Source organism: Hymenobacter guriensis (assembly GCF_015773195.1).
GTDB lineage: Bacteria > Bacteroidota > Bacteroidia > Cytophagales > Hymenobacteraceae > Hymenobacter > Hymenobacter guriensis.
The window spans coordinates 499,326-521,694 of sequence record NZ_JADWYK010000001.1 but is presented as its reverse complement, the minus strand read 5'-3'; the positions used below and the strand labels follow the sequence as shown (position 1 = coordinate 521,694).

The following is a 22,369-nucleotide window of genomic DNA, read 5'->3' as shown; positions in this document are numbered from 1 at the left end:
CTTGCTATACTTTGCGGCCAACTATGCGCCCCTGTCTATTTACGTGCAACTCCATTACCTGAGAAAGGTCACTGCCTTTTGCGGTTAGCAGCACATTGATGGTATGGGTAATGTCAGTAGGCGGCGCGGGGGCGGTATTTCTTGATTGGCTAGTGGGTGGGGTGTAACTTTTTGGCATTGGCGAAGAGGCAAACGAAGGCGATGGCGCGCCACCCGAACCGCCGCCAGTGATTCGGCCAGCGGCGCCACGCACGGCCGTACCCAGAGCAACCAGAGCTATACCACCAGCTATTGCCAGGGCTGGGTTAAGACTACTGAGCGCCTCCTTGATGCCGAGAGCGGCTACACCTGTAGCAATGGCAAGCTTACCCAGGTCAATGGCCATAGAGCCTATCCCACTAAGCAGAGCCGCGCCTACCAACTCCATCCCTCCGGCGCCAATCGCCATCTGGCCAATGGCCTCCCCAATGCCAACGGCAATATTTTGCAGTCCGGTAACCAGTACTTCATTCAGCCCAGCAGTAAAAGCCTCGCCAGTCGCCTGAAATTGCGCCATTTGCGAGGTTGCTTCTTGCAAAGGAGCGGTGAAGGGGGTTATATCAACTGTTGGTAGCTGGGTTGGCAGGCTGCCAAAGTCCAGCCCACCAAACGCTACCTTCTGTTCTTCTACCTTCGGGGCTGACACGCCCGCACTAGCGCGACTGGCCATTGCGTCAGTAGCCACAGCCAGGTCGCGCAGCTGCTTTACGTACCCTTGTACGACTGCCGAAGCTGGAGCAAAGCCAGCTGAAATAAGCGACTTGATACCCGATTCCAAGGCAGCGCCCCGCCCGGAAATGTAATCGTACATCTGCCCAAGGGCCTTGGAGAGATTCACGTTTTCCAGAAGGCTCTGACGCACTTTGTTCAGCGCCGACTGCATATCATCGCTGATAGCAGCAACGGCTGGCGTGAAGGTGTTGAGTTCGCCAACAGCCTCCCGAATTCCCCCAGCTACACCCAGCGCCTTGTTCGTCAGATCGGCAAAGTAGCTGGATAGCCCTGTGCCTTGCGGCGGGGCCTCTGTAAAGCCCAATAGATTCGCCAGGGGCGCAACAAGTCCGCTTAGCGCCCGCTTGGCTTGCTCGGCAGCGGCTGGCAGATCACCTTGGAGCAGTCGGGTAATACCGCCAATTACGCCCCCAATCACATCAGAAATAGCCCGAATGCCTACGGCTATTTCCCGAAACAGGGTTCTGAAGATGTCAGCTGCTGATATGAGGTCGCCAAAGGTGTCTCCAACCGACAGCGAGTTCAGCGCGTTCATGATTTCGGCAACCGACTCGCTGACCGATGCTGCCAGCTCCCCAAATAGCCGCCCACCTTCACCCGAGGGGCCGAAGTAGGCTACGAGCGAATCCCAATTAGCAATGATAAGGGCCGCCGCGCCCGCCAAAACCCCAATAGCAATACCTACCGGGCCGGTTAACACACCAAAAGCCAGGGTGAGCGTTGGCAAAGCTGTAAGAACGGCACCAATGGCCACCAATACCGGCCCAAGGGCAATAGCGAAGGCACCCACAGCTAGAATAACCTGCTTGGTTGCTGGACTCAAGGCCGAGAATTGCTGCCGCAGGCCAGCGATAAACTCCCCAAAGCTGGCAAGCGCCTCCTTTAGGTTGAATTGCTGTACGATTTCGGTGCCGATGTCCGTAGCAAACCCCTTTACAGCATCGAGCGCGGTGCTCAGCAGGCCAGGCAGGGTTTTGCTTTGCTTCTCCATCAACCCGGAGAACTTCCCGCCCTCACTCGTAAGATCAGCAAAGGCCTTTTGGATGTTGGGGAAGCCTACTTTGCCGGTTTCCACCAGCTTCTTCACCTCTCCATCACTAACCTTGAATTGCTTGGCCAGCTCCTGAATAATCGGAATGCCCCGGCCGGTTAGTTGGTTGATGTCTTCTTGAAACAGCCGCCCTTGCACCCTCGCTTTGCCATAGATTTCGGCTATCTCCCCTATGGGCGCATCCACCCCGGCGGCAATGTCGCCAAGGGAGCGCAAAGTAGACTTCAGCTCAGAGGCAGGAGTGTTGAAAGCCAGTAGCTTCTTAGCCGCCTCCTGTACTTCGGGAAACTCAAACGGGGTCGTGTCGGCAAATTGCTTGAGCCCGCCTAATACTTCGCGGGCCTTCTCTGCCGAGCCAAGCATTACCTCGAAGTTGACGTTGGCTTTCTCCATGTCGCCGGCCAACTTCACCGAAACACCAGCCAAAGCAGCCAGCGGGGCGCTCAGGCTGGTGCTTAGGGTTTTCCCAACGTCTTTCAACCCCTCCCCAAACTTCACCAACCCACCCAGCTCTTTCCGAGCCGTGGCCATTGCACGCTGAAACTGGGATATTTCAGCGCCCAATACGACACTCATGGAGGCCAAAATACCGGAAGCAGCCATAATCAGTTTAGGTTGTCTCGTTTCTTAATGCGTTCAATCAGCGCACGGCGGGCCGCCTCAGCAGCCACCGGGTCGGGCGCGCTGAGCAGGGCAGCGCGGCGGTCTTTGCGCAGGGGGAGTAGCTGCGCGGGAGTCTTGCGGTCTTTCTCGTCGGCGTTGACGTTGTAGAGGATGCTGTAGAGCAGGCGGGTATGTTCCCACTTGTCCTCATCCAGCCGCATCCAGCCCCGTACTCTGCAGTTGTATTGCCCCCACGTCAGGCGGAAGAACTCCTTGGGCAAAAGCTGCAATTCCCCCAGGGCGAAGTCGTAGAGGTCGGCTACGCTGGTTCGGGGGCCGGGCTCGCCTGACCCACCCCCATCCGGTTTCCCAACTCCTGAAAAGAGGCGGTCAAGGCCTCCATCAAAGGAGTTAGTTGATCGGGGCGGGTGAACAGCACTTCGGCTATCCATTCCCGCGCCGTTTCCAGGTCGAAGTCAGCCGGCAAAGCATTGACCTTGCGGCGGGCTTTCAGGCCACAGTAAACTAAAGGGGTAATGGCATCGGGGTTGCCGCTGGTCAGGCGCTCAATGGCATCCTGCAGGTCTACGCCGGACAAGCCAACGTATTCCAGCAGGGCGCCCATTGTAAAGCCTACCGTGCGGGGTCTTCCCCCTAGCTCCAGCGTCACGTCGCCGGTTTGCGGTTGCGTTTGGATGGTCACGACTAAGCAGGGTTGATGGTTTTCACCAGAGGCAGGTTCAGGCGGATGCTGGTCGAGTATTTGCCCACATCCCCCACGCTGGCCGAGAGCGAAACCGACGTAAAGAAGCCTTTGCAGGCGTACTTGGCCTCACCCTCCTTGTCGGAGCCAAAGGTGAAGTCGAAGATGGTGCCGGCCTGCCAGGAGTCGATGATGTTCTCGCTGGTCACGTTGTCGGTGGCGTCCGTTGCCCCATCGCCGCTGGCGTCGTTGGTAGCGGTGGTCATTACCCCATCCGCTTTAGCCGTGGCCGAGCGGGAGCCGGGGAGGTAGTTTTTATCCTTGCCGCTGCGCTTGCAGCTGGCTTCGATTTCGTCGGTGCTCAGGTCCAGGCCGATGCTGTCGGCGCAGTAGACCAGTTTCCCCCCGATGCTTACGCCGAGGTTTTCAAAGGTGGATTCCGCAATCATGGAGAAAGAACTTAAAGAGGTGAGGGAATGCGAATGGTGTAATCCTGCCGGCGCCCGCCGATCTGACCGGCTTCATCGTACTGGTCGCCTTCACTGTCGAAGGAAAAGGAGGTGTCTGCCAAAGCCTTGCGCACGGCCAGGGCTACTGTACTCATCTGAGCGTAGCCAGCCGCGTAGACAGTAAGCTGCAGGCGAGCCTCGTCCGAGAGGGTGCAGGCGCGGCGGGTGCGGGCGCTGGGCTGTTGGTTGACTAGTTGATAGACTACCGCTGGCAGGGCGGCCCCGGCTTCCAACTGGTTCGGCCGGATACGCCCACCTAGCAACGCCGCCGTTTGCGGGTTGGCTTGCAGGGCGGCGTAGAGCAGTTCACCGGGGGCCATTAGGAGCGCTTTATGTAGATTTTGCGGCCACTAGGGCCGATGTAATAAGTTCCGCCTTTACGTCCGGTCTGAAGCGGCCCGCGTTGGCGCTTTCCCTTGCCGGTATTCCCGCCGCCATTAGGGCCGCCAGGTATATCCGATGCCTCAGGCAGGAGTTTGCCTGTGTCGAAATCCACATTGCGAAAGTCAGAGTCGAGTACTAGGCGTAGATTTTTTCTGATTCGCTCAATGATTTCATCTTTTGTTTGGTCAAAAGCGGGGCGCCAAAAGGGCCTTGCGGGTGTAGAGCCCGTGCTCTTGCCTGACTCCGTTTTGCGGGGGGCGGTGCCATACTCAATCAAGTGGGCCGCGTATCCTTTGTATTTTTCACTCCGGCGTGGCCCTACATACACTGAAGACCCACGACCAGCACCGCGACCAGCCAGCACTCCAAGAGACGCACGCAGGTCGCCATCATCCTTAGGGGCCAACTCCCGGCCCCTCTCAATCAATGGCTTGGCTGCGCTGCGCATTATCCCAGATATAACTTTGGGGCCAAGCTTCTTAGGCAAGGCATCTAATATTTGTTGTACCTCCTTGAAGCCCTCGAAACGGAAGTTATTAGCGGGCATCAGCGGCGTCGTTACGGGTGAGAGCAGTGAGTTTGAGGCCAGCGCGGCGGCCGATTTCGGCAACGTGGCTGATGTCGTAGGTTTGGCCGTTGTCAATCAGCCGAACGCGGGCGGTTAGTGCTGGCTCCCAGCGCGTCAGGTAGTACACCTTGTTGATAGCCACCAACTCGCCGGCTTGCACCGACTCCGCACCGCCTGCTTCTTCCCGCTGCATCCAGCGCTTACCTAGTGTGGTCCAGACGGGCACCGACTGCCCGAAGGAATCGGGGGTACTGGTGCTGGTTTGCACTTCTACCAAACGGTCCATCTTGCCGATGTTCATAGCACCGGGTCACGAAACTGTTTGAGAATAGACACCGCCGTTTGCGGCACCTCGGCAATGTTCAAGCCTACGACCACGTTCTGCCGGTTCTCATACCAGTGAGCCAGCGTCAGCCGGATGGCCTGCTTTATCAGCGCTGGTACATCCTCTGGCGTGGCATACCCAGCGGTGTAGCGCACCCGTACGGGCTCGGCATACCCTCTACGTAGGTCGGGAAAGTCCGTGGAGAGCGTGTAGAGCGCCACCCCGGGCCTTCCTTCGCTCAGCTGGTAGTCGGTTGTCAGGCCTGCGGTGTTCACGTCGGCATCGGTGGCGTAGGTCAAACTCAGCAGCTCACCCACGGGGGTTTTTAATCCCCGCAGCTCACTACCAAACCCGGCGTACACCGTCACGTACTCGGCTCTCATTAAGGCTGTATCGGTTCCCGCCTCCCACCATTCCGCGCAGGCCCTGAGCAAGTCTTGCACGTAGGCTACTTCCGTCATCATACTGGCATCCTGACTGGTTTCATCCAGGGGAATGCGCAGCTGCGCGGCGGCTTCTGCCAGGGTTAAGGGCAGGGCAGTCGGGCGGGTTAGCTGACGGGTGAGAGGGAAGAACATTACAGCTTCTTAAAGAACAGGTCGCGTTGCTCGATAGCCTCGTAAGCCTCGGTGCTGATCGTGGCTTCATCCCCGGCGAAATAGCCGAAAGAAGGGTGGGAGCGCAGGAACTTCACCTTGGTTTCCTTGGCCTTGGGTGGCGCAGGTTTGTCTGCCGTGGGCGCCGGAACGGTTGCGCGTTCTGCAGCTACAGGCGCGGCGGCGGTTTCGGGCTTCTCGGCTTTGAGCGCGGGCTTCTTGGTTTTCTTCTCAGACATGATCGTAAGGCTAGAGGGTGAAAGCCGCCCGGTGTTACCCGGGCGGTTCAATTACTAGGTCGTCAGGATGTCCTTCACGGCGGCGAAGGCCTTGGGCCGCTGCACCAGCACGTCGAAGAACGACTGGATGATGATGCGCACTTCGCCTTCAGTCGCCAGGGTGTAGGGGTCTACCGTGATATCCAGCCCACCCCACTGGGGGATCAACAGGTCGCGCCAGTTGCCGAAGATGGCAGCAGAGGCCACGCCCGAAGCGGTGCCCTTTGTGAGGTTCTTGGGCACAAGGGTGGTAGTAGCCACTCTTTGCCCGTTTAGCTCGTTATTGCTGTTCATCAGGAAAATACCCGAGCCAGCATCAACCTTGGTGTTTTTCAGCTTGGCTTTCGTCTGCACGTTGATCAGGTAGCCGGGCGAATCCATACGGATGTTCTGGTCTTCCACCAGTGCCTCCAGGGCAATCAGCATTTCGCGTGTAGGAGCGCCGCCGTTGGTTCCCATAGCCAGCGACAGGACACCAGGCGTATTGAGAATACCCAAGGGCTGATTGTTAGAGCCACTGCCATTGATAGAAGCGATTTCCAAAGCTTCCATGATGCTGTTTTCAATGTCCGTGCGCAGCATATTTTCATAAGCGCGGCTGGTCTGATTGAGGAATTGCAGCGTGCGCACGGCGAACGTGCCAAGCCGGTGGGGCGTCATTTCAGCCGAGCTGAATTTCTGGTTTGACTTATCGAGCGTGGTGTTTTCTGCTTTCCAGGTCGAAACAGCTCCTTGCGTCAAGGAAGGGACGCCTACGTTGCCAACAGTGCCCGTGAGGAACTGGGCACCAAGCTCTCGCAGAACCGTGCGGGGCCGGCTCAGGTCAATCACAGGGCGCAGGGTGCGATCTACCACGGCCGCTCCATCTTCAGGCTGCGTAAAGGGCGTTACCTCTGTTACGCCATTGTCGCGGCTTTCCAAAAGCATCTGTGGAACGCCTACGCCTTTCAGTGGAGAGCCAGCGGAACGGGCGTCTGCCTCTGCCTGCTGGTGCATTTCCTTTTCAATGCCTTCCAGTGGCTTGCCACCAGGATAGCCAGGAGCTGCACGAACGGCTTTCATCAACGAGTACTTCGCAATATCGCGGGCCTCGGTGGTGTTGTGGTTGTTACGGCTAACAGGCTCAGTACGGCCGGCCAGTTCGCGGTCGTTGGCTTCCTGACGTTCGGCAATGTCGATGTCGCCTTTCAGCGTATCGGCTTCAGACTGCAGGGTGCGAACCTGCGCTTTTTCCTCGTCAGTGAGGCTGCGGTTTTCCGTTTTGGCCTTCGCAAAGAGAGCGGAGGCAGCATCGATTTTGGCGGTGCGCTCTTCGCGCAATTGCTGTAGGTTTTTCACGGCTAGGAGTGAAGGGGTTAGAGAGAAGAGAAAAAGGCGTGTTCTTCGGCCATGCGCAGCGTTTCGGCATCGGGCGATTGGCGTTCGGCAGTATCCATATCGGACAGCCACTGTTTCATTTGATTGATTTCGCCCCCTTGCCCGTCGATAATGCCTTGGGCAAAGGCGCGGATGTCGGGGGTTTCGGCCTCTTTCAGGGCCGTGCTGGCCATTTCTAAGGCCATTTCATGATGGGGAATCATTGCCTCCAAAAAGGCGCGCTCAGCCAGTTCAGCGGCTGTTTCGTCGCGCTTACCCTTCTTTTTCGGCATTTTCATTCCCTTCATGCGGGCGTCTGGGTGTTCTTGCTTGAAGTGCTCCAGGCTGCGCTTGGCGGCCGTGGAGTCGGCATAGGCCGGGTCCGTGACCGGGCTCACGTCGTAGATTTTCTTGATGGCCGTGACAGTGCGCACGTAGAGGATTCCACCGCCTTCGGTTTCCTCCTCCTGCCACTCTTCCCCGTTGCGGGCGGTGGTAAAGGCGAAAGAACTGCCGACTACATCACCCCGTTCGAACTTGGCCAGCAAACGGGTGTGATCTGGGTCGTTGGGGTCATAGGCAATCCGGTAGCTCAAGCCCCCGTCAGCGTCTCGCGTCAGGGTCAGAGAGCCGGAGGTAGACCGCCCTAGTAGAATGTCGCGGTTGTGGTTGAACAGGCCTACCACGTCGCTCATATCGGCGCTATCCAAGGCCTTCGGGTCAATCACTTCCACAAACCCACCCATGTTCTTGGAGCGGGAGCCGCACACAATGGCTTTGCCCACGAAGGCTTCGGGGGTGTTTTCGTTGGCGCGGCGCTCTACAGAGAGCGTGCCAGCGGCAAAGCGGATTTCGGCGCTATTCGTCGGTAGGGTCGGCTTCATCGGTAGGTTTAGGGGAGGTTTGGGGGCCTTTGGCCGCTATTTGGGCGTCCGTTAGCTCGTTTACCCGGCTTAGGGGCATCATATTCACCTGGATAAAGCGCTCATCACCGGCCGGGCCGATGCCGTTTCGCTCTTCCAAGGCGCGTACTTCGTTGATGGAGTAGACTCCGCGCTCCAGCATCTTGCCGTAGTAGGTGGCGCGGGCCGTGGCGTCTGCCCGTAAAAGGGCCGTGATGTTGTGGCGGAAGTAGCTGTTTTCAACCTCATCCGTGCGCAGGAGCTTGAGGCGGTACTCCTGTTCAAAGTTCAGCAGCCAGGGCATGAGGGTATCCCCCACGTAGTCCAGGCTTTGCTGTTCGATGTTGTTGTTGGTGCTGCGCTCTAGGTCGCCAATCTTGTGCGGCGGCATACGCAGGATGGCGCAGATGTCAGACCGGGTAAGCTTGGCTTGTTCGATGTACTGCGCATCAGCCGGGGAGAGGGAAAGCGGCCTGGCTTTCATGCCTTCCTCCAGAATGAGGGGCTTGCCGGTATTCTCTACCCCGCCATATACTTCCTGGTAACTCTCGCGCAGGTTGGCCGCAGCTTCTTTGCTGAGGCGCTTGTCAATTTCCAGGGCAAGAGTAGCCCGGGTGCCGTTCTCGTAGAAGCGGGTTTGCGACCGGCTTGATGCCAGGCCTTTGCCAATAGTTTCGCGGTGGTAAGTGAGGACTGATACCCCCATTACCCCATCCAGAGAAAGCCCCCGCAGGTGGATTACCTCGTAATCAGCATAGAGCTTGGGGTCACCATTGAATTTGTACCACAGTCGCCCATTAGACAGCCGTACTTCGGTTTCGCCTGGGTGCTTAAAGTGGATTTTTGCCAGGCTCTGGCGCCCATCGCGCTCAATCTTGCCATAGGCGTTGCCTCGAAGGAGCACTTGCGCAACGAGGCTTTGACGGAGTTGAAAGCTATTCTGCAGCGCCGAGGCCTGCAGGTTCAGCAGACGAGTGGCCCGGTGGCCAGTTACTGGCTCAATACCAGCGTCCGTCTTGCGAAACAGCTGGCAAGGCAGCCCGGCAATGTCTTGACTGATGTTGTTCACCCCAGCCCAGATAGCGGAGATACTCAGGGCGGTGCGCTCGTTAACGCTGACGCCAGCAACACCCCCACCAAACCCCAACACAGCCCCAAGTACGCCCTGGTTGGTTTCTTCTGTGGACACCGATGCGCCTCGCTCTTCGCGAACAGCCGAAACGGCAGCGCGGAGGGGGGTGCTGGTATCGCGGGCAAGGAAGTTATCCCAGAAGGCCATCGTGTGCGGTTTGCTTTTTCAAAGCTCACCTGATGGCCGGGGGTATGCTAGTTAACGGGCGGGTATCACTAGGACAAACAAAAAAGCCCCACCGTTTCGGGCGGGGCAGGGGATAATTAGCTTATAACAAGATCAATCCCCGGTCTTCATACACACTACTTTCGTCTTCGGCGCCGGTCATGTATTCCCCGACAGCCATGATCGCCGCGACGGGTCCATCAATCTTGCTTTTCGGGTTCTCCTTACGGGGGAAGATATTTTCTTTCGCGTCCTGGTGTGCTACTACGTTCGACATCATCCACGTCATAACTGGGTCGCCGTTGTGGCGCAGCTTCCCGCTGACAACCCAGGCGTGTAGCTCCTTCATCGGCTCCGACATATTCTGTACCGTCATACGGTATTCACTGACAGGCAAGCCTTCCTCTGCGAGTTCGGCAGCAAACTTATTGGCTTGCCAGGGGTCGTACCCCATTACTTTCAGCTCGTGGGTAGCAGCCAATCCCCGTACATCATCTTGTATAGCGTTCTGGTCTATGACGTTTCCGGGTGTTACCACTAACATACCCTCATCTGCCCAGCCGGCGTAGTGCGCATTTTCTTCCCCCTCAACCATTGCTTGCGGCACGTAGAAGCGCCAGAATAGATAGAAAATGCCCTCCCGGTGAAAGAGCAGCGCCAGTGCCGCTACGTCGGTTTTGGTGGCTAAGTCAACCGCAGCCCAGCACGATTCGCCTGCAAACTGCTCCAGGCTCAGCGACTCATCAGCGCCAGCATTCCAGGCCCGCATGTCCATCCAGGCTTGCGCAGCATTCACCCAGACGTTCAAGTGCTTGGTTTGGAAGTTTCCCCGGGCGGCTGGCACCTTAACAGCCTTGTTGCCTTTACGGGTTACGTCCTCCACGTTCACCGAAATACCCCAATTCGGGTTGGCTTTTGCCCAGCTGCTGGGGTCTGCCCAATCATCATCTTCGTCAATGGTGAAGATAATGCCAAAATGCTCCTCGTCTTTGATAACACCGGAAAGCACTTTCTGGGTATAGGTTCTGGTTTCGTAGCAGATGCCCGACAGGTTAAAGCCGGCCGTTGTGATCTGCCACAGCATGGGCTGGGAGCGGGCGCCCGTACTGGTTTCAATAACGTCCACCACTTCCCGGGTTTTGTGGGCGTGCAGCTCGTCGATGATTCCGCAATGGGTATTTAACCCGTCCAAGTTGCCGCCTTGGTCCCGGGCCAAGGCCAGGAAAGACCCGCCATCTTCCGTGTAGATGCTGTGGGCGGCAGTCTTCACCCCAAACTTGCGCTGCAGGCCTTCTGACTTCTGCGCCATTTTCCAGGCGTCGCGCCACACAATCTTTGCCTGGTCCTTGGTGGTAGCGGCACTATATACCTCCGGCCCGCCTTCCCCGTCAGCGGTGAGCATGTACAGCCCTACACCGGAACTGAGGGTTGACTTGGCATTCTTACGCGGTATTTCCTTGTAGCTGACCTTGTAACGACGCCGCCCAAGATCATCTACCCAGCCAAAGGTCACGCACAGAATGAATATCTGCCAGGGCTCCAGTGTAATCAAAAGCTTCTGTTTGGCCCATTCTCCTTTCGTGTGGGGGAGTAGTTCAAGAAAACGGCAGATGCGGCTGGCTCTTGCCTCATCAAAATGATACTTAAACCGCTTGCGCTGCAGGTCGTCCAGCTGCCGTTGGCAGGATAACACAACCCACTTGCAGGCGCGGGCCGGCATCTTGCGTAGCAGCTTGCGGTAAGGAGCTAACTGCTTTTCGATTTCAGCCAGGGCAAAGTCGTCGCGCTCCTGCTCAGCGAGTAGTCGCCGTTTTTCATCCTGCAGCGGCTTCATCTGCGCCTTTATCTGGGCCTCTTCCGCGCCAGCCGCCACCATCTGCCGGGCGTAGGCGTGGGCAATGGCTACATAGTCGCGCTTAGAGTTCGTCCCAGCCATCTTTCTCTTCCTCAGTTTTGGCCGGAACGCTGATGCGCGTTCGGGCAGAAGGTGTCAGGCCAAATTGCTGGCCCAGCTTGGCAGCCCGGTCGCTGGCCTCGTTGTAAATGGTGACCCAGGGGCTTTTAATCTCATAACTACCCCCGCCTTTATTGGTCATGATAGTGGTATAGCCCCCTTCTTTCAACTGAGCGGCAGCGGCTTCCATTGTTGCTACGTGGTGACAGTACGACTTGAGCAGAGAGAGGTCGGCGCCATTCAACACGCCTAGTGGCGTAAGCTGTTTCACGACACGATACCATTCCGCTTGCCCGATTTCCGGCAAATCATCTGGCGCCATCTCGATTGTATCCAATTTTGGCAGCCTCATAGCATTGGGCGCATCCCGGCTGGGCCGATGGGTGCCTGAAAGCTTCTTGAGTTCAGTTGGTTTTGGGGCTGGACCGCGCATAACGTGAATTTACGGGGTTATTTCCCCTTTTGCTCCAAACTTGGACGCATGAAAATTTGACTCTGGGCTACGGTATAGAGCCTGACCCTATCAAGGATTTCGACCCCCTACCCCTGTTGGCCGTTTTTCGTGTGTTTTAAGCGTTCTGACGCACTCTCGACCTCTTGCTGGGCCTGTTGCTTGATATAATCCTTTGCGTAGCGCACAATGACAGGCGGAGCGACCCACGAGGTTAGGCTATGGCTGGTGCAAAGGATGTACGGGTTATCATCCTTCCACTCCGGCGCCTTACGAGCAGCGGCATAACATTCCTGCCAAGAGGTGTAGCTGGTGGGCAGAGTGCTGCTAATGGGAATTTCGGTGTTATTCATGACTGTTTGGGCTGAATGGTTCGTTCTGATTGACTCTTTCTTGCATGGCAGGGCTTGCACAAGGACTGATAATTGCGCGTGTCCCAGAAGCCGCCACCGAGACGCACGGGTAGGATGTGATCGACTACCGTAGCAACAACCGTTCTACCGCGCTTGGTGCATTCCCTGCAGCAGGGTTCGGTACTCAGGTGTAGCTTCCGGGCCTTCTGCCACCGGGCTGTACTGTACTCAGGGGAGCGGGCGGCGTGGGCTACGTACTCCTTGGGTACCTGTTTGGGCTGCCAGGGCCTTCTTGGGCTACTTGGGAGGGTGGGCATCGAAGACGGGACGGAAGGTGTAGTAGTCGAAGTCCTGCAGGGGGGTTATCTCCAGCATCAGGGTAATGCGCTCGTAACACGTCCCATACTGCCCTCTTCCCAGGTAGTGGCAGAAGCTCTTCGGGTTTAGGTGTTGGCGGGCCTTGAATTGCGGGAAGGAGTTGGGCGTGTGCGTAAGCGTGGCGCCTGCTGTAGGGCGGCAATCCAGATGCCAGGGGCCTAACCCGTTGCGGGAAGCAGGAGGTATCAGGTCGATAGGCTGCCCGCCCTTTAGACCGAGAAAGCGCATCAGCTCTGTAGAAGGGTATACCCGGGCAGAGCGGTCAACGGTTAAGGTCAGGGTAGCTGTATCGGGTGTCTTCTTGGTCGGTACCTCTACTACCCGTACTCCCTGGTGAGGCGGAATGGGGGTTGGGTGGTAGGCTGGGGCTCCTAGGAAGTTCTTGGGTGTGTTCATGGGGTGCGCGGCTTTATCCAATTTGCTTGTGATAGGTATGGCTATCCATGTTGCGCATCATGCCGCGCACCTTTGCGGTTTCCTCTGCGCTCATTGGCATGGCGTCAACCCCGGCTAGGCTCGGAGGCGGCACTAGCCCATGCTTTTGAATGAAGGCCATCACGAACAGCTCAAGTTCCCGCTTGTAAGCCCGCCAGTAGAAGTCGTGCTTTGCCCGTATCTCCAAAAATTCCAAATCAGTTACCTCAACCACGTAGGCCAACTTGTGGTCTTTGTGCCCTTTGCGCTCAAAGCCAACTGGTAAGATGGTGCTCATCACCTGAGAGATGATTCGGGCCTCGTCTACCGACTCTACAGGGAATAGCCTGTAACTGCGCTGCGTTTGGGCAAGGTCGGACTCGCTTATACCGTTCCGACTCATCAACCGCCGTAACATGGTCAGAGCGTTTTCTTTCTCTCCACCCACACCTTGCTCGGCGAGGCGCTGCATCTTTTTGGCGAGGTCTAGGATGTTACTCATGGCTTTTGGCTTTACTGTTGTTGGGGAATGCCGGCGGCTTTCGCGGCGGCGGTTAGTTGGTCGGCCTGGGCCTGGGTAAGTGAGTGGGCGACGAAGCGCTTTCCCTCATACCCTGGATGGGTGGCGACGGCGAAGGCGGGGCGAAGGACGGGCGGCGGTTCCTCTCGTTTCCGCCCCGCTACCGGCACCGGAGCGGCTGGGGGTGTCGGTGTAGCCTCTTGGGTGGGTTCGGGGCGTGGTGAGCTTCTTTTCGTGCTTTTCGGGGTATTGTATGCCCGGTACTCGGCGGCGGTCATATGTCGAACTGAATAGGCTCCGACCTGTCAAGGGAATACTCGCTGCGGTAGAATCGGCAGGCGTATAGAACATTTTTCGCCCCGCGCCACTGGTGCAGGTCCAACGTAATCGGCTGATCTTCGATGGACTCCAGGGCGGTTATGAGGCGCTGAACATCCACAGTGGTTGTCACCTCCCGGCCACGGGACTCACAAGGCAGTTCCGTGCGACCTTCGCCGGATAGTAGCGTACACCAGAAATCGTCTATGGTCATGGCTACCCGCTCGGCTGCTTGGTGAGGCTGCATCTGCCTTAACAGTGATTTGGAATTAAACAGAACCCTCATAGCGCCTCCCCTCCTTTCTGTTCTTCTGGTGTGGGTGGCGCTGGGTCTAGTGGGCTTGTTTCAACCAACGCCTTGCGGGCTTTGAAGTCGTTGAACATGCGGCGCAAGGCATTGCCAGCATCGCGGTTGCCTGCATGTAGATGCGAAATAGCTTCCGACACCTGCGTTAGCTCACTGCTGGTGTAGTAGACGGTTTGCAATCCACAAAACGCGTCCACCTCATGCTCCCGCAGCTTTGCCAGCGCCTCGGCTTCCCTGGTGCGGGCCGCCGTGAGAGCCTGCTGTAGGGTTGCTTTCTCCTGCTGCCACTCCCATACCCAGCCTTTGGCGTGGGCTAGTTGCTGGGCTTCTTGCTGGCCGGTCGGGCAGCGCTGGCGAAGAGTAGCGTACAGGAAGTCTATTCCTTCCGCGTCCAGGTGGGTAAGGATGTGGGTTAAGATACTGGTGGGTGTTTGTAGGGGCTGTTGGCGCTTGATTTCTGCCAGCCGATTTTCCTCTCCGGCCTCTGTAGTGGGGCAGCCCGGGCAGGCTGTGCAGTTTTTGGGTGTGTTCATGGTGGGGTTACTTGGGGAGGGTGGAGAGAAGAAAGGCGCGGCACAGGGCCAACGGGGCAGTATCGGCTATGGCTTCCGGGCCATCGAAGGTCTTGAAGGCGCGAAAGCTGGCCCGGAAGCCTAGTGTGCCCTTGTCAGATCCGCCCGTTAGCCAGAGGGTGCTGAGGGTGACGTAGTGCGTGGCATTCATCTTCTCGACTACCGGCCAAGCATCAACGATTTCGGCGCTGGGGTCGCGGTGGTCGTACCACTCTACCAGTTCATTATTGCTGCCAGCGTCGATGCCGATATTGCATTCCCACCATTCACCGGGAGAGGTAATCGTGGCGTAGTTGTAGCCCCAATCCCGCCCTTTCCTCAATTCAGAAAGCTGCCAGGAAGTAGGCTTAGGCTCCATCAGTTCAGTAATAAGGCGGTTCAGGTCTTGCCCGGCCGGCATCTGTTCAATCTGTTCTTTAGTCAAGTTCTCCATGTCGGTGTCTGCCCCTGTAGCCGGGGGCGGCGGGGCTACAGGTTGTTGAACTGCTCGTGGAGCTTGCTGGACTCGGCTTGGCGGCGGGCTATCAGCTTAGCCAGGAACTCATTGGCTGCCTCCGCGTCGGGATGTTCGCAGTTGTCACCTGTCCCTATGGTGGTCAGCAGGTCAAAGCTGGCGTCACTGGAATACACCCGAATAATAATTCCGGGCTTTTGGAAGGTGGACAGCTCGTGATTGGACTCCCCGATTTTCTTGTCGAGGGCCTTGGCTTGTTTCAGGGTTTCTTGATTCATGGTAGTAGTTGGTGTAGCCGGGGGCGGCGGGCGTTTAGGCGTTAGGGTTGAGGGCAGGCAGGCGGTTGTGCCAATCCAAAAAGGCAGCGTCCGACATGGCGGCAATCTTTCGCCGCAGGTCTTTGCGGGCTTTTCTGGCAGCCTCGCGCATCCAGCCGGTTTTGGTGACAGGCTGGACATTGTAGCGCATCCAGTCGCAGTGATGGCAGCACTTCCCCTCAACCGCTTCCATGTTATCATCCCACAAATCTTCTGTGAGGTGTCCGGTTTGGTCTTCATGCCTCTCTGCCGCCCGCTGGGCTGCTGGGGAAGCCGATTCTTTATCTCTCTGGCTCATGGTAGTGGTTGGTGTAGCCGGGGGCGGCGGGGTGAGGGGTGGTTAGGCGTTGTAGACAGGCTTTCGGACGCGGGGCAGGCGACGAGGCGAATAGTTTTCGCTTATGAAGTAGCGCCGCCAATTCAGCGCGCGGTTAAGACGTTGATAGAATCGATTGGCGGCGTCTTCGCTCAGGCTGGTAATGTCGTAGCGGCGTCGAACTGACTGATTGCGGCCGTGGTATGGCCTGACTTCCAGATAGTAATGGCTCATGGCTTCTTGAGGGGGTTAGGCGCGGCGGCTGGGGGCCGTAGGCGGGAAAGGAATGATGTTGAACATTTCACGAATGCGGTCCAGCACCCGGTCGCCGTAGGGCTTCAGCCCATCCCACGTTAGGTTCGTTGTCAGATGCGTAGCGCAGCCAGGAATGCGGCCGGCCTGGAACATGTCGTAGCGGGAGAGCAGAACTGTTGCCATAGCCGACGCCTCATTGCCGTAGCTCTTGCCTACCAACGCCTCCGTCCCCAGGTCATCAAAGCACACCCCGCTGGTATGCGGCTGGCAGTACACGTCCAGTCCGGCAAACCCGTCATCGGTGAAAGCGGCGTGTACGGCGTTGCAGGACTTCACCCCGAACCGCTGCCGGGTGTTGATCTGCCCCCAAACCCGCATCAGCGAAGACTTGCCAACCCCCACTGTACCAACTAGCATCAATCCCTTTTGACGGGAGAACCCAGCCCCGGCCGCATCGAAGGCTTCGTCGTCAGCGAAGTACAAAGCCAGTTTGTGCAGCACATCAGCCAGGCCGTGGTCGGTGGCGTAGTTGGGGTGGATGTGTTGCTTGGCGGCGGCCAGAAACGTGCGCTTCAGGTCAGCCAGCGAGAGGCGGCGGGCTTCCTGCGGGTTGGCCACGTCCCACCAGTACTGCGCCGTTTTCAACTCATGCCACTGCCGTTCCTGCTCAGCCCGCACCGCTGCCTGGATTGCCTGTTGACTGATAACGGCAAGTCGCTCTTCCGAAATGGGCAGCTCGTAGGGCGTAGCTGGAACCACCGGCCGGGGGCGGTCAGCTGCCGGGGTAGCCCCACCCGGCAACAGGGTCAGGTGCTGGGGTGTGGAGGCGGGCAGCGGCCCCGTAGGGGTTTTGGTAAGTGCTTGAGCGAGGGATTGCATGGGCTTGCGGGCTTGGGGTCGTCGGATTGGTTAGTTCTTTCCAGCGGGTGTTGTTGAGCCATGTCGAAGGGTGCGGGCGGTAGTCTTCGCCCTGCGGCCCTAACCAGTCGGCTTTGCGGGCAAACCAGGCCTTCACACTGGCTATGGCTTCGAGTTGATCGGCCTCTGAGAGGCGGGCGAATGCGGCGGCGGCGGCTTGCCTGTTTTCCTTCCGGGGGTAGGCGTCGTAGAAGGCGGCGAAATGCGCAGGCTCCTGTTTGGGCTGCTTTGGCCGCCGCGCCCCCCTGGTGTGCGAAGCCGACGCGCCTGGGTCTTCAGGGGGTAACTTTTCGGGGCCGCCGGTACTCTTCGTGTGGGAAGAGTACTCCACCTCTTCAACCTTGGCGGGCGCTACGACCTCTGAACGAAGTGAAGAGGGAGTATTTATTTCTTCTGAAGTAGAAGATGTAGTAGTAGATGAAGTAGAAGTAGTAGAGGTTTTTTTGGGTTCCGTTTGGGTTTCGCCAAAAAAACCCAGGCCTTTTGTTTGGGTTTCGTTTGGGTTTCCCAGGTCTTTCCGGGGCCGTCCGCCCCGTTTCCCGTTCTCTATCTGCTTCTCCCGGAAGGCCTCTTGCTTGCCCCGTTCCTCTTCTAATCGCTTGTGAATGAGGCGGCCGGATGGAGCTCCAACCTTCGTGAACAACGCCAGGGCTGCCTTGATAACCTTCACGTCAGCGTACTTGCACATGGCCGAAAGCAGCGCTGGGTTGGCTGGGATGCTTCCTTCGCGCCAGCAGTAGCTAAGGAGTCGGACGTACGCCCCCTCAGCTTCGAGGCTCAGCAGTGTTACCCGCTCGTCGGCTAAGTAGTCAGCCGCGTACCATTGGAATGCTGGCGACTTCATAAGCTGAACAGGTTAGGGTGCTTGGAGTGGAAGGCGACGTAGGCGTAGGGATTCACCAGCTCCATGCGGCGCAGCTTCTCTTCAAAGGCAGCGGGGAAATCCTTGGCAAACCGGGCCTTATCGTTCTCCCAAATCGAGTGGCAGGGCCAGCACAGCGTCACGATGTTGTCAGGATTAGCCCGCTCTGAGGGGTACATCTTCTGGGTCAGGATGTGCGAGTGGGTCAGGTTGTGGCTGGTTCCGCAGGCCAGGCAATACCGGGGGCCGGCGTCTACTACCTGGTAGGCTTTGCGGACCTCGGCTTTGGCTCTGCGGCCCTTGGGAGAGGTGTGGGGTAGTGAGCCGATGCGCTTGAGTGAGACGTTGCGTATCATGCTGGCAGCTTGTTGAAATATTGGTGTGTCTCCAAGCCGACGGCGAAGTGTTGACTTCTCAGGTAGTCAATTACTTGCGCCGGGTTGTGCGCCCCGGTATGCGTTTCGCCTTCCCCTTCAATCTGTAGCACATCCCAATTCCAATCGGCATACAGATTCACCACATACACCTGTTCGTCGCCTTCATCCATGTAGCCGCCTTGCTGGAACACGTCCACGCTGATGCAATCCAATGAGACGTCGCGGGCTACGTAGCTGTACTGGGAGGCCCAATCGTTGACAAGCATGGAGGCCACCACGAGCGCCGGAATAGAGCTATCTGCCAACGGGGTGGTTAGGTAGCGCCAGGGGTACAGTACGGGCAAGGTCTCGCCATATTCAAAGGCGTATAAATTGGCCAGCAAACCGGCTTCGTCCCCTGGTATCTCGGTTTCTACTGGGTTGCTACAAGGCAAGGCGGTTAAGCCAATTAGCTTGCCTCTAAGGCCGGGGGTGATATACAGCCCAATGCCATAGGGGATGTAAGGCGCAAGGATTTCTTTGGTGGTTCCCATCGGTGCCAGGAAATGACGCGCCCCGCTGCCACACTCCCACAAGTGCGGCAAACGGGGCTGTCAGATAGGGGCGGCAACCCCAGAAGACTTTGCAGGGCCGTGTGGGCGGCCGTTCCAGTAGTTCGCGAAGCCCTTTTATTCAGGCGACGTCCTTTTTAAGTATCTGGCCTTTTGATAGGCAGAATTGCAGGCCTTGCAAGACCTGCCAGAAGTAGTGTGGTAGGTGTTTTCTGGCGTGTACTCGTGTCCTTTTTTGCAGTGGGTGCGCTCTTTCTTTAAAGAGGAAGCCCACGGCCGGCCTTTAACAAGCATGTCCTTTGTGTTCTCAGAAACCGTCCCAAGGGAGAGGTGGGACGGGTTTACACATTGTCTGTTGTCGCATGAGTGAAGCACGAGCAACCCTTCGGGGATGGGCCCATTTTTCATCTCATAGGACAGGCGATGGGCCAAGACTTTCTTATGGCGTCCAATTCCTAGGCGGCCATATCCTGAATTGATGAGCGAGGCAGTCCATATCCAACAATCACCAGCAGGCCCAAACCCTGGTGTCTTATCAACCTTGCTCCAAAAGCGCGCCTCTAGTGATTGCTTCATGCTTCGAATGGTTATTTTCTTTACCGTTACGAATATAACGGTTATATTTACTACGTCAAACTTTTAACGGTAATCTTTTTTACCTTCGACCAACCAGCCATGAGAACCTTCCTAGACCAGATGCCAACGACAGACCCGGCTATAAGAGCCTATCTTTCTCGCCTGCTGACGATTAAGCAGTATGCCGAACGGGAAGGGATTAGCGTTACCCAGGTGTACCGCCGTATCAGCGACGGCAAGGCAGAGCCGGAAATCATCGGGGATAAGCAGTTCATTGTGCTGCCCGAAGTGAAGAAGTGACCCCCCGCCTCCCCCTACTAGGGAAGCAGGAGAGGCGGGCGCTTAGGCAACTTTGCGGTAGATAGTTGTCGGCCGGTTCATGGAGTCGATAAAGCTGACCGCCTGCCGACCCTCATACAGTGAGGCTTCCCACTCCTTGTATTGTGGGCTGTTCATCGGGTAGTGGTAGCCCCGCTTGGGTGGTTCGGGCTTCGGGGCTTTCTTGCCGGCGCTGCGGAAGTCCGTTGTGCGAAAGCCAGGCGCTTCTTTGACTGGCTTCGGAGCCTTCACCTTCACCTCCTTCACCTCCTTGACCTTGCGGCGGGCCTGCCCAATCCGGCCCAGCCCTAAGCGGGTAGCGTGGATGTTCAGGCGGGTCTTACTGAGGCCCGTAGCTTCAATAGCTTCTACTACCGTAGCCGTAGGCCACACCCGGCGCAGGATAGCCTCTACCTCCGGGGTGAAAGCCGTAGGCCGGCCGCAGGGGGCTTTCGTCTTCTCAGGTTTGGCGTGGCCGGCCCAGCGTACTTCAGCAGCGTTGCGGGCGTATTCTTCCCGCTGTTCGGGCGTTGGTTGAAAGGAGAGCTTCAGGCGCATGGCCTGCTGGCGTACCCCTTGACGGGGGCGCTCCAGGACTGAGGCTACATGATCGGGGCCGTGGGTGCTGTAGAGGGCTATCAGCGTAGCCCGTTCGGTTTCACTCCAGGGTTTATAGGCGGGACGTTTCATACAACAGGTTCAGTTTCGAGTAGGAGAAAGGAGCCAAAGGCCAGCAGGCGGTTGATGTGCTCCGGTGTGGTGGGGAAGCCCGGCCGCCAATCAGTATCGGCCGGGCTTCGTCTGCGTAGGTGCAGGTCAGCTTTCGCTCCTGGTTTGTACACCTCGTAGAGCAAGCCATCAGAGGCGCAGCGGTAGCGGCCAAGGATGCTCATGGCTTGCAGTAGCGGTCTTTGAGCGGGGCAACCTCTTCAAACCAGACGTCGAAAGCAGCCACCGACCACGGCCCTTCATTGTCCATGTGCTCAGTAGCTAAGTGGCAGCTAATCTGCTTTAGCAGGTCGGCGCGGCGCGGGTGGCGAGGCAACTTCTCAGGCTGCTTTGTCTTCTTCCCTGAGCTACCGAAAGGATTGCGTAGGCCGCCTTTCTGGCCATAATAGCTTCGGGCGGTGCTCATGGCCGGGCGTGTAGAGGCTCCGGGGTTTCCAGGGCGTACCGGTCTTCACTGGAATGCGAAGCGGCCCCGTAGGCGCAGAGCAGGATGAAGAACAGGCCCGCCAGGAGCTTCCAGTCGCGGCGGCTATCCTGCTTGCGCAGGTACTTGCCTTTGGGTGCCAGGGCCACGTAGGGCAGCGTGTTGTCGTATTCAAAACGTTTCATCTTATCGAACTAGGAGGGTGAGGATACAGGTAGGTTTGGGGATGCCCGGGCGGGGCTTGGGCTTAGGCCGATTCATGGGGCGTTAGGCGGAGTAGGTGATTTTCAGCCACCGTGCAGGCTTTACCTGTATGTAGATAGCGCCGCGTATTCCCGAAGAGGTAGACCGCTGATTCAGCCACATTTCAGTAATTGAGCCGTGCTTTGTGCTGGATTGCTTCATGCCTACCGGTTCTTTCACAACCCGAAGCAGCCCGTGCTCACTGCGCGCAGTTTTCATCAGCGCCCGTACATCGGCCACGAACTCTTCGCCCTTGCTGAGGCGCACGGCATTTAGCAGCCGCGTATTGCTCCTGTCGTTGAATTGGAGCGTTTCCTGAACGAAGGCATTCCAGCCGTCATTCATCATTTTATCGAAGGGCGCGAAGCCTGTATCAATTAGCTTACTCACCTCCCCCTCCTTTCTGTGCGGCTGTGGTGGGTGTTACTGGTGGGGTGGGGAGAGGGTGGTAGTGCGTAGGCTGTGGATTGCAGCGCTCGTACACATCATTTTCGCTCCAGTAGAACCAGCCGGCCGTCGAGTCTTCGTCGGTATGCTCTGCTTCGCTTGCATTGAAGTAGCGCCCAGTCCACACTTCGTTTCCGGGCATCAGGATATGTAGCGAGTAATCCTCTTCGTGTGGCTTTGGCCCAGCCCCAGCCGCCACCCACTTGTCTGCCTCCCCGGTAGCCGGGCGGGCCGCGAGGGTTTTTGCCTGTTGTTTTCCTAGTGGGCAGCGGCGTTGCAGCTTGTCATACACATACTCCAAGCCTTCCGTATCGAGGTAGCGCAGACACCAGGTTAGCAGAGTAGAAGCACTTGGTACCTCTTCCGCCTCTCCCGCTGCCGGGCTGCCGGGGCGGGCGGCGAGTTGGGCTTCTAAGGCTCGGATGTGGGCTATGGCATCCGGTATGAAGGTGCGGGCGGCGGCTATGAAGGCAGTATTGCGGCTTGCTTGCTGGCGGCCTATTTGTGTGCTATAGTCGCCAATCACCACATCAACTTTTTCTGAGGAACTGCTTATGGTAAATTCATCATAGTCGGAAATCATTTCCGAGCTACCTATCCTCCACGGCCCTTCCGTAGCTGCTGAGGCCAGCGCCTCCATTTCACTTAATGATTTCTGTTCCATTGTAGTAGAGTAGGCCGCTACCGGAGCGGCGGGAAGGAAGAGGTTAGAGTTGTCCGCAAGCCGTACAGGCGGCAGCCAGTTGGTCAAGCAGGGCATCGGTCAGCTGCTCGTGTAGTTGCTCAGGGGTGGCAACGGCCGCACAGGGGTCGATCAGCAGCACGGCGGCCGCACCCCGGAAGGCATGGGCGGTGAAGTGCCACCCGTAGAGCTGGCAGTATTCCGTCTGCAGGGTGAGGCGCTGCAGACCGGCGGCATCCAGCAAGGGATTGAGGCTGGTTATGAGGGTGTCAGCGGGGAAGTACATGGCT

Annotated in this window: 36 protein-coding genes; 1 reads left to right on the top strand and 35 read right to left on the bottom strand. The window is 57.7% G+C overall.

Annotated features, from left to right (window positions below):
* Positions 1-4: 4 nt before the first annotated feature.
* From I5L79_RS02310 to I5L79_RS23715, 28 genes are all read right to left on the bottom strand, one after another.
* Positions 5-2,353, bottom strand: a complete 2,349-nt coding sequence (locus I5L79_RS02310; protein ID WP_262894839.1) for a tape measure protein — start codon at positions 2,351-2,353, stop codon at positions 5-7.
* Positions 2,354-2,427: 74 nt separating this feature from the next.
* Positions 2,428-2,715 (bottom strand): hypothetical protein, encoded by a 288-nt coding sequence (locus I5L79_RS02305; RefSeq protein WP_231402685.1) that lies wholly within the window; start codon positions 2,713-2,715, stop codon positions 2,428-2,430.
* Positions 2,716-2,744: 29 nt separating this feature from the next.
* On the bottom strand, positions 2,745-3,128 hold the full coding sequence (locus tag I5L79_RS02300) for a hypothetical protein (RefSeq protein WP_196953396.1): 384 nt from the start codon (positions 3,126-3,128) through the stop codon (positions 2,745-2,747).
* A gap of 2 nt (positions 3,129-3,130) precedes the next feature.
* Positions 3,131-3,577 carry a hypothetical protein gene (locus I5L79_RS02295; protein ID WP_196953395.1) on the bottom strand — a complete coding sequence of 149 codons (447 nt, stop codon included), beginning with the start codon at positions 3,575-3,577 and terminating at the stop codon, positions 3,131-3,133.
* Between the two features lie 11 nt (positions 3,578-3,588).
* Positions 3,589-3,957, bottom strand: a complete 369-nt coding sequence (locus tag I5L79_RS02290) for a DUF3168 domain-containing protein (RefSeq protein ID WP_196953394.1) — start codon at positions 3,955-3,957, stop codon at positions 3,589-3,591.
* Complete coding sequence (locus I5L79_RS02285) at positions 3,957-4,568, bottom strand: HK97-gp10 family putative phage morphogenesis protein (protein WP_196953393.1); 612 nt, start codon at positions 4,566-4,568, stop codon at positions 3,957-3,959. The genes I5L79_RS02290 and I5L79_RS02285 overlap by 1 nt, the downstream gene beginning before the upstream one ends.
* Positions 4,558-4,890, bottom strand: coding sequence for a phage head closure protein (locus I5L79_RS02280; protein ID WP_196953392.1), 333 nt, complete (start codon positions 4,888-4,890; stop codon positions 4,558-4,560). The genes I5L79_RS02285 and I5L79_RS02280 overlap by 11 nt, the downstream gene beginning before the upstream one ends.
* Complete coding sequence (locus tag I5L79_RS02275) at positions 4,887-5,492, bottom strand: head-tail connector protein (RefSeq protein WP_196953391.1); 606 nt, start codon at positions 5,490-5,492, stop codon at positions 4,887-4,889. The genes I5L79_RS02280 and I5L79_RS02275 overlap by 4 nt, the downstream gene beginning before the upstream one ends.
* Positions 5,492-5,749 carry a hypothetical protein gene (locus I5L79_RS02270; protein WP_196953390.1) on the bottom strand — a complete coding sequence of 86 codons (258 nt, stop codon included), beginning with the start codon at positions 5,747-5,749 and terminating at the stop codon, positions 5,492-5,494. The genes I5L79_RS02275 and I5L79_RS02270 overlap by 1 nt, the downstream gene beginning before the upstream one ends.
* A gap of 54 nt (positions 5,750-5,803) precedes the next feature.
* Complete coding sequence (locus tag I5L79_RS02265; RefSeq protein WP_196953389.1) at positions 5,804-7,126, bottom strand: phage major capsid protein; 1,323 nt, start codon at positions 7,124-7,126, stop codon at positions 5,804-5,806.
* A 17-nt stretch (positions 7,127-7,143) separates the two neighbouring features.
* A complete protein-coding gene (locus I5L79_RS02260) occupies positions 7,144-8,028 on the bottom strand; it encodes an HK97 family phage prohead protease (RefSeq protein ID WP_196953388.1) in 885 nt (294 codons plus the stop codon).
* Positions 8,003-9,325 carry a phage portal protein gene (locus I5L79_RS02255; RefSeq protein WP_196953387.1) on the bottom strand — a complete coding sequence of 441 codons (1,323 nt, stop codon included), beginning with the start codon at positions 9,323-9,325 and terminating at the stop codon, positions 8,003-8,005. Before I5L79_RS02255 ends, I5L79_RS02260 begins: the two co-directional genes overlap by 26 nt.
* Before the next feature lie 121 nt (positions 9,326-9,446).
* Positions 9,447-11,279 (bottom strand): terminase large subunit, encoded by a 1,833-nt coding sequence (locus I5L79_RS02250; RefSeq protein ID WP_196953386.1) that lies wholly within the window; start codon positions 11,277-11,279, stop codon positions 9,447-9,449.
* Positions 11,260-11,730 carry a phage terminase small subunit P27 family gene (locus I5L79_RS02245; RefSeq protein ID WP_196953385.1) on the bottom strand — a complete coding sequence of 157 codons (471 nt, stop codon included), beginning with the start codon at positions 11,728-11,730 and terminating at the stop codon, positions 11,260-11,262. The genes I5L79_RS02250 and I5L79_RS02245 overlap by 20 nt, the downstream gene beginning before the upstream one ends.
* Before the next feature lie 107 nt (positions 11,731-11,837).
* Positions 11,838-12,101, bottom strand: a complete 264-nt coding sequence (locus I5L79_RS02240; RefSeq protein ID WP_196953384.1) for a hypothetical protein — start codon at positions 12,099-12,101, stop codon at positions 11,838-11,840.
* Positions 12,098-12,418: an HNH endonuclease signature motif containing protein gene (locus I5L79_RS23720; RefSeq protein WP_196953383.1), complete on the bottom strand. Its 321-nt coding sequence runs from the start codon at positions 12,416-12,418 to the stop codon at positions 12,098-12,100. Before I5L79_RS23720 ends, I5L79_RS02240 begins: the two co-directional genes overlap by 4 nt.
* Positions 12,399-12,875 carry a hypothetical protein gene (locus I5L79_RS02230; protein WP_196953382.1) on the bottom strand — a complete coding sequence of 159 codons (477 nt, stop codon included), beginning with the start codon at positions 12,873-12,875 and terminating at the stop codon, positions 12,399-12,401. The genes I5L79_RS23720 and I5L79_RS02230 overlap by 20 nt, the downstream gene beginning before the upstream one ends.
* 13 nt (positions 12,876-12,888) lie before the next feature.
* Positions 12,889-13,395, bottom strand: coding sequence for a DUF2786 domain-containing protein (locus tag I5L79_RS02225; protein ID WP_196953381.1), 507 nt, complete (start codon positions 13,393-13,395; stop codon positions 12,889-12,891).
* A 292-nt stretch (positions 13,396-13,687) separates the two neighbouring features.
* Entirely contained in the window at positions 13,688-13,978 is a 291-nt protein-coding gene (locus tag I5L79_RS02220; RefSeq protein WP_196953380.1) for a hypothetical protein, read from the bottom strand.
* 35 nt (positions 13,979-14,013) lie between these two features.
* Positions 14,014-14,571 carry a hypothetical protein gene (locus tag I5L79_RS02215; RefSeq protein ID WP_196953379.1) on the bottom strand — a complete coding sequence of 186 codons (558 nt, stop codon included), beginning with the start codon at positions 14,569-14,571 and terminating at the stop codon, positions 14,014-14,016.
* Between the two features lie 7 nt (positions 14,572-14,578).
* Entirely contained in the window at positions 14,579-15,043 is a 465-nt protein-coding gene (locus I5L79_RS02210; protein ID WP_196953378.1) for a hypothetical protein, read from the bottom strand.
* A 35-nt stretch (positions 15,044-15,078) separates the two neighbouring features.
* Positions 15,079-15,342 carry a hypothetical protein gene (locus I5L79_RS02205; protein ID WP_196953377.1) on the bottom strand — a complete coding sequence of 88 codons (264 nt, stop codon included), beginning with the start codon at positions 15,340-15,342 and terminating at the stop codon, positions 15,079-15,081.
* 34 nt (positions 15,343-15,376) lie between these two features.
* Positions 15,377-15,679: a hypothetical protein gene (locus I5L79_RS02200; RefSeq protein WP_196953376.1), complete on the bottom strand. Its 303-nt coding sequence runs from the start codon at positions 15,677-15,679 to the stop codon at positions 15,377-15,379.
* Positions 15,680-15,721: 42 nt separating this feature from the next.
* On the bottom strand, positions 15,722-15,931 hold the full coding sequence (locus I5L79_RS02195) for a hypothetical protein (RefSeq protein WP_196953375.1): 210 nt from the start codon (positions 15,929-15,931) through the stop codon (positions 15,722-15,724).
* A 15-nt stretch (positions 15,932-15,946) separates the two neighbouring features.
* The gene (locus I5L79_RS02190; RefSeq protein WP_196953374.1) at positions 15,947-16,831 is read right to left on the bottom strand and encodes a hypothetical protein; all 885 of its coding nucleotides are present in this window, start codon (positions 16,829-16,831) and stop codon (positions 15,947-15,949) included.
* Positions 16,832-17,710: 879 nt separating this feature from the next.
* Positions 17,711-18,088: a hypothetical protein gene (locus tag I5L79_RS02180; RefSeq protein ID WP_196953372.1), complete on the bottom strand. Its 378-nt coding sequence runs from the start codon at positions 18,086-18,088 to the stop codon at positions 17,711-17,713.
* The gene (locus I5L79_RS02175) at positions 18,085-18,642 is read right to left on the bottom strand and encodes a hypothetical protein (RefSeq protein WP_196953371.1); all 558 of its coding nucleotides are present in this window, start codon (positions 18,640-18,642) and stop codon (positions 18,085-18,087) included. Before I5L79_RS02175 ends, I5L79_RS02180 begins: the two co-directional genes overlap by 4 nt.
* 135 nt (positions 18,643-18,777) lie before the next feature.
* Positions 18,778-19,236 carry an HNH endonuclease signature motif containing protein gene (locus I5L79_RS23715; RefSeq protein ID WP_196953370.1) on the bottom strand — a complete coding sequence of 153 codons (459 nt, stop codon included), beginning with the start codon at positions 19,234-19,236 and terminating at the stop codon, positions 18,778-18,780.
* Between the two features lie 99 nt (positions 19,237-19,335).
* On the opposite strand from I5L79_RS23715, the gene I5L79_RS02165 reads away from it, so the two are divergent.
* On the top strand, positions 19,336-19,536 hold the full coding sequence (locus I5L79_RS02165; protein WP_196953369.1) for a hypothetical protein: 201 nt from the start codon (positions 19,336-19,338) through the stop codon (positions 19,534-19,536).
* A gap of 42 nt (positions 19,537-19,578) precedes the next feature.
* Here the strand turns inward: I5L79_RS02165 and I5L79_RS02160 are convergent, their stop codons facing one another.
* The 7 genes from I5L79_RS02160 to I5L79_RS02130 form a co-directional block, all read right to left on the bottom strand.
* The gene (locus I5L79_RS02160) at positions 19,579-20,244 is read right to left on the bottom strand and encodes a hypothetical protein (RefSeq protein ID WP_196953368.1); all 666 of its coding nucleotides are present in this window, start codon (positions 20,242-20,244) and stop codon (positions 19,579-19,581) included.
* The gene (locus I5L79_RS02155; RefSeq protein WP_196953367.1) at positions 20,241-20,447 is read right to left on the bottom strand and encodes a hypothetical protein; all 207 of its coding nucleotides are present in this window, start codon (positions 20,445-20,447) and stop codon (positions 20,241-20,243) included. Before I5L79_RS02155 ends, I5L79_RS02160 begins: the two co-directional genes overlap by 4 nt.
* Positions 20,444-20,689 carry a hypothetical protein gene (locus I5L79_RS02150; protein WP_196953366.1) on the bottom strand — a complete coding sequence of 82 codons (246 nt, stop codon included), beginning with the start codon at positions 20,687-20,689 and terminating at the stop codon, positions 20,444-20,446. Before I5L79_RS02150 ends, I5L79_RS02155 begins: the two co-directional genes overlap by 4 nt.
* Positions 20,686-20,892 carry a hypothetical protein gene (locus I5L79_RS02145; RefSeq protein ID WP_196953365.1) on the bottom strand — a complete coding sequence of 69 codons (207 nt, stop codon included), beginning with the start codon at positions 20,890-20,892 and terminating at the stop codon, positions 20,686-20,688. The genes I5L79_RS02150 and I5L79_RS02145 overlap by 4 nt, the downstream gene beginning before the upstream one ends.
* Before the next feature lie 82 nt (positions 20,893-20,974).
* On the bottom strand, positions 20,975-21,298 hold the full coding sequence (locus I5L79_RS02140; protein ID WP_196953364.1) for a hypothetical protein: 324 nt from the start codon (positions 21,296-21,298) through the stop codon (positions 20,975-20,977).
* 34 nt (positions 21,299-21,332) lie between these two features.
* Entirely contained in the window at positions 21,333-22,061 is a 729-nt protein-coding gene (locus tag I5L79_RS02135; RefSeq protein WP_196953363.1) for a hypothetical protein, read from the bottom strand.
* A gap of 43 nt (positions 22,062-22,104) precedes the next feature.
* Complete coding sequence (locus tag I5L79_RS02130) at positions 22,105-22,365, bottom strand: hypothetical protein (RefSeq protein WP_196953362.1); 261 nt, start codon at positions 22,363-22,365, stop codon at positions 22,105-22,107.
* Positions 22,366-22,369 lie beyond the last annotated feature (4 nt).

Coding starts and splice junctions, on each gene's coding strand:
- I5L79_RS02310 (WP_262894839.1), bottom strand. CDS start 2,353: ATGGCCACGGCTCGGAAAGAGCTGGGTGGGTTGGTGAAGTTTGGGGAG.
- I5L79_RS02295 (WP_196953395.1), bottom strand. CDS start 3,577: ATGATTGCGGAATCCACCTTTGAAAACCTCGGCGTAAGCATCGGGGGG.
- I5L79_RS02290 (WP_196953394.1), bottom strand. CDS start 3,957: ATGGCCCCCGGTGAACTGCTCTACGCCGCCCTGCAAGCCAACCCGCAA.
- I5L79_RS02285 (WP_196953393.1), bottom strand. CDS start 4,568: ATGCCCGCTAATAACTTCCGTTTCGAGGGCTTCAAGGAGGTACAACAA.
- I5L79_RS02280 (WP_196953392.1), bottom strand. CDS start 4,890: ATGAACATCGGCAAGATGGACCGTTTGGTAGAAGTGCAAACCAGCACC.
- I5L79_RS02275 (WP_196953391.1), bottom strand. CDS start 5,492: ATGTTCTTCCCTCTCACCCGTCAGCTAACCCGCCCGACTGCCCTGCCC.
- I5L79_RS02270 (WP_196953390.1), bottom strand. CDS start 5,749: ATGTCTGAGAAGAAAACCAAGAAGCCCGCGCTCAAAGCCGAGAAGCCC.
- I5L79_RS02260 (WP_196953388.1), bottom strand. CDS start 8,028: ATGAAGCCGACCCTACCGACGAATAGCGCCGAAATCCGCTTTGCCGCT.
- I5L79_RS02255 (WP_196953387.1), bottom strand. CDS start 9,325: ATGGCCTTCTGGGATAACTTCCTTGCCCGCGATACCAGCACCCCCCTC.
- I5L79_RS02250 (WP_196953386.1), bottom strand. CDS start 11,279: ATGGCTGGGACGAACTCTAAGCGCGACTATGTAGCCATTGCCCACGCC.
- I5L79_RS02245 (WP_196953385.1), bottom strand. CDS start 11,730: ATGCGCGGTCCAGCCCCAAAACCAACTGAACTCAAGAAGCTTTCAGGC.
- I5L79_RS02240 (WP_196953384.1), bottom strand. CDS start 12,101: ATGAATAACACCGAAATTCCCATTAGCAGCACTCTGCCCACCAGCTAC.
- I5L79_RS23720 (WP_196953383.1), bottom strand. CDS start 12,418: ATGCCCACCCTCCCAAGTAGCCCAAGAAGGCCCTGGCAGCCCAAACAG.
- I5L79_RS02230 (WP_196953382.1), bottom strand. CDS start 12,875: ATGAACACACCCAAGAACTTCCTAGGAGCCCCAGCCTACCACCCAACC.
- I5L79_RS02225 (WP_196953381.1), bottom strand. CDS start 13,395: ATGAGTAACATCCTAGACCTCGCCAAAAAGATGCAGCGCCTCGCCGAG.
- I5L79_RS02220 (WP_196953380.1), bottom strand. CDS start 13,978: ATGCAGCCTCACCAAGCAGCCGAGCGGGTAGCCATGACCATAGACGAT.
- I5L79_RS02215 (WP_196953379.1), bottom strand. CDS start 14,571: ATGAACACACCCAAAAACTGCACAGCCTGCCCGGGCTGCCCCACTACA.
- I5L79_RS02210 (WP_196953378.1), bottom strand. CDS start 15,043: ATGGAGAACTTGACTAAAGAACAGATTGAACAGATGCCGGCCGGGCAA.
- I5L79_RS02205 (WP_196953377.1), bottom strand. CDS start 15,342: ATGAATCAAGAAACCCTGAAACAAGCCAAGGCCCTCGACAAGAAAATC.
- I5L79_RS02200 (WP_196953376.1), bottom strand. CDS start 15,679: ATGAGCCAGAGAGATAAAGAATCGGCTTCCCCAGCAGCCCAGCGGGCG.
- I5L79_RS02195 (WP_196953375.1), bottom strand. CDS start 15,931: ATGAGCCATTACTATCTGGAAGTCAGGCCATACCACGGCCGCAATCAG.
- I5L79_RS02190 (WP_196953374.1), bottom strand. CDS start 16,831: ATGCAATCCCTCGCTCAAGCACTTACCAAAACCCCTACGGGGCCGCTG.
- I5L79_RS02180 (WP_196953372.1), bottom strand. CDS start 18,088: ATGATACGCAACGTCTCACTCAAGCGCATCGGCTCACTACCCCACACC.
- I5L79_RS02175 (WP_196953371.1), bottom strand. CDS start 18,642: ATGGGAACCACCAAAGAAATCCTTGCGCCTTACATCCCCTATGGCATT.
- I5L79_RS23715 (WP_196953370.1), bottom strand. CDS start 19,236: ATGAAGCAATCACTAGAGGCGCGCTTTTGGAGCAAGGTTGATAAGACA.
- I5L79_RS02165 (WP_196953369.1), top strand. CDS start 19,336: ATGAGAACCTTCCTAGACCAGATGCCAACGACAGACCCGGCTATAAGA.
- I5L79_RS02160 (WP_196953368.1), bottom strand. CDS start 20,244: ATGAAACGTCCCGCCTATAAACCCTGGAGTGAAACCGAACGGGCTACG.
- I5L79_RS02155 (WP_196953367.1), bottom strand. CDS start 20,447: ATGAGCATCCTTGGCCGCTACCGCTGCGCCTCTGATGGCTTGCTCTAC.
- I5L79_RS02150 (WP_196953366.1), bottom strand. CDS start 20,689: ATGAGCACCGCCCGAAGCTATTATGGCCAGAAAGGCGGCCTACGCAAT.
- I5L79_RS02145 (WP_196953365.1), bottom strand. CDS start 20,892: ATGAAACGTTTTGAATACGACAACACGCTGCCCTACGTGGCCCTGGCA.
- I5L79_RS02140 (WP_196953364.1), bottom strand. CDS start 21,298: ATGATGAATGACGGCTGGAATGCCTTCGTTCAGGAAACGCTCCAATTC.
- I5L79_RS02135 (WP_196953363.1), bottom strand. CDS start 22,061: ATGGAACAGAAATCATTAAGTGAAATGGAGGCGCTGGCCTCAGCAGCT.
- I5L79_RS02130 (WP_196953362.1), bottom strand. CDS start 22,365: ATGTACTTCCCCGCTGACACCCTCATAACCAGCCTCAATCCCTTGCTG.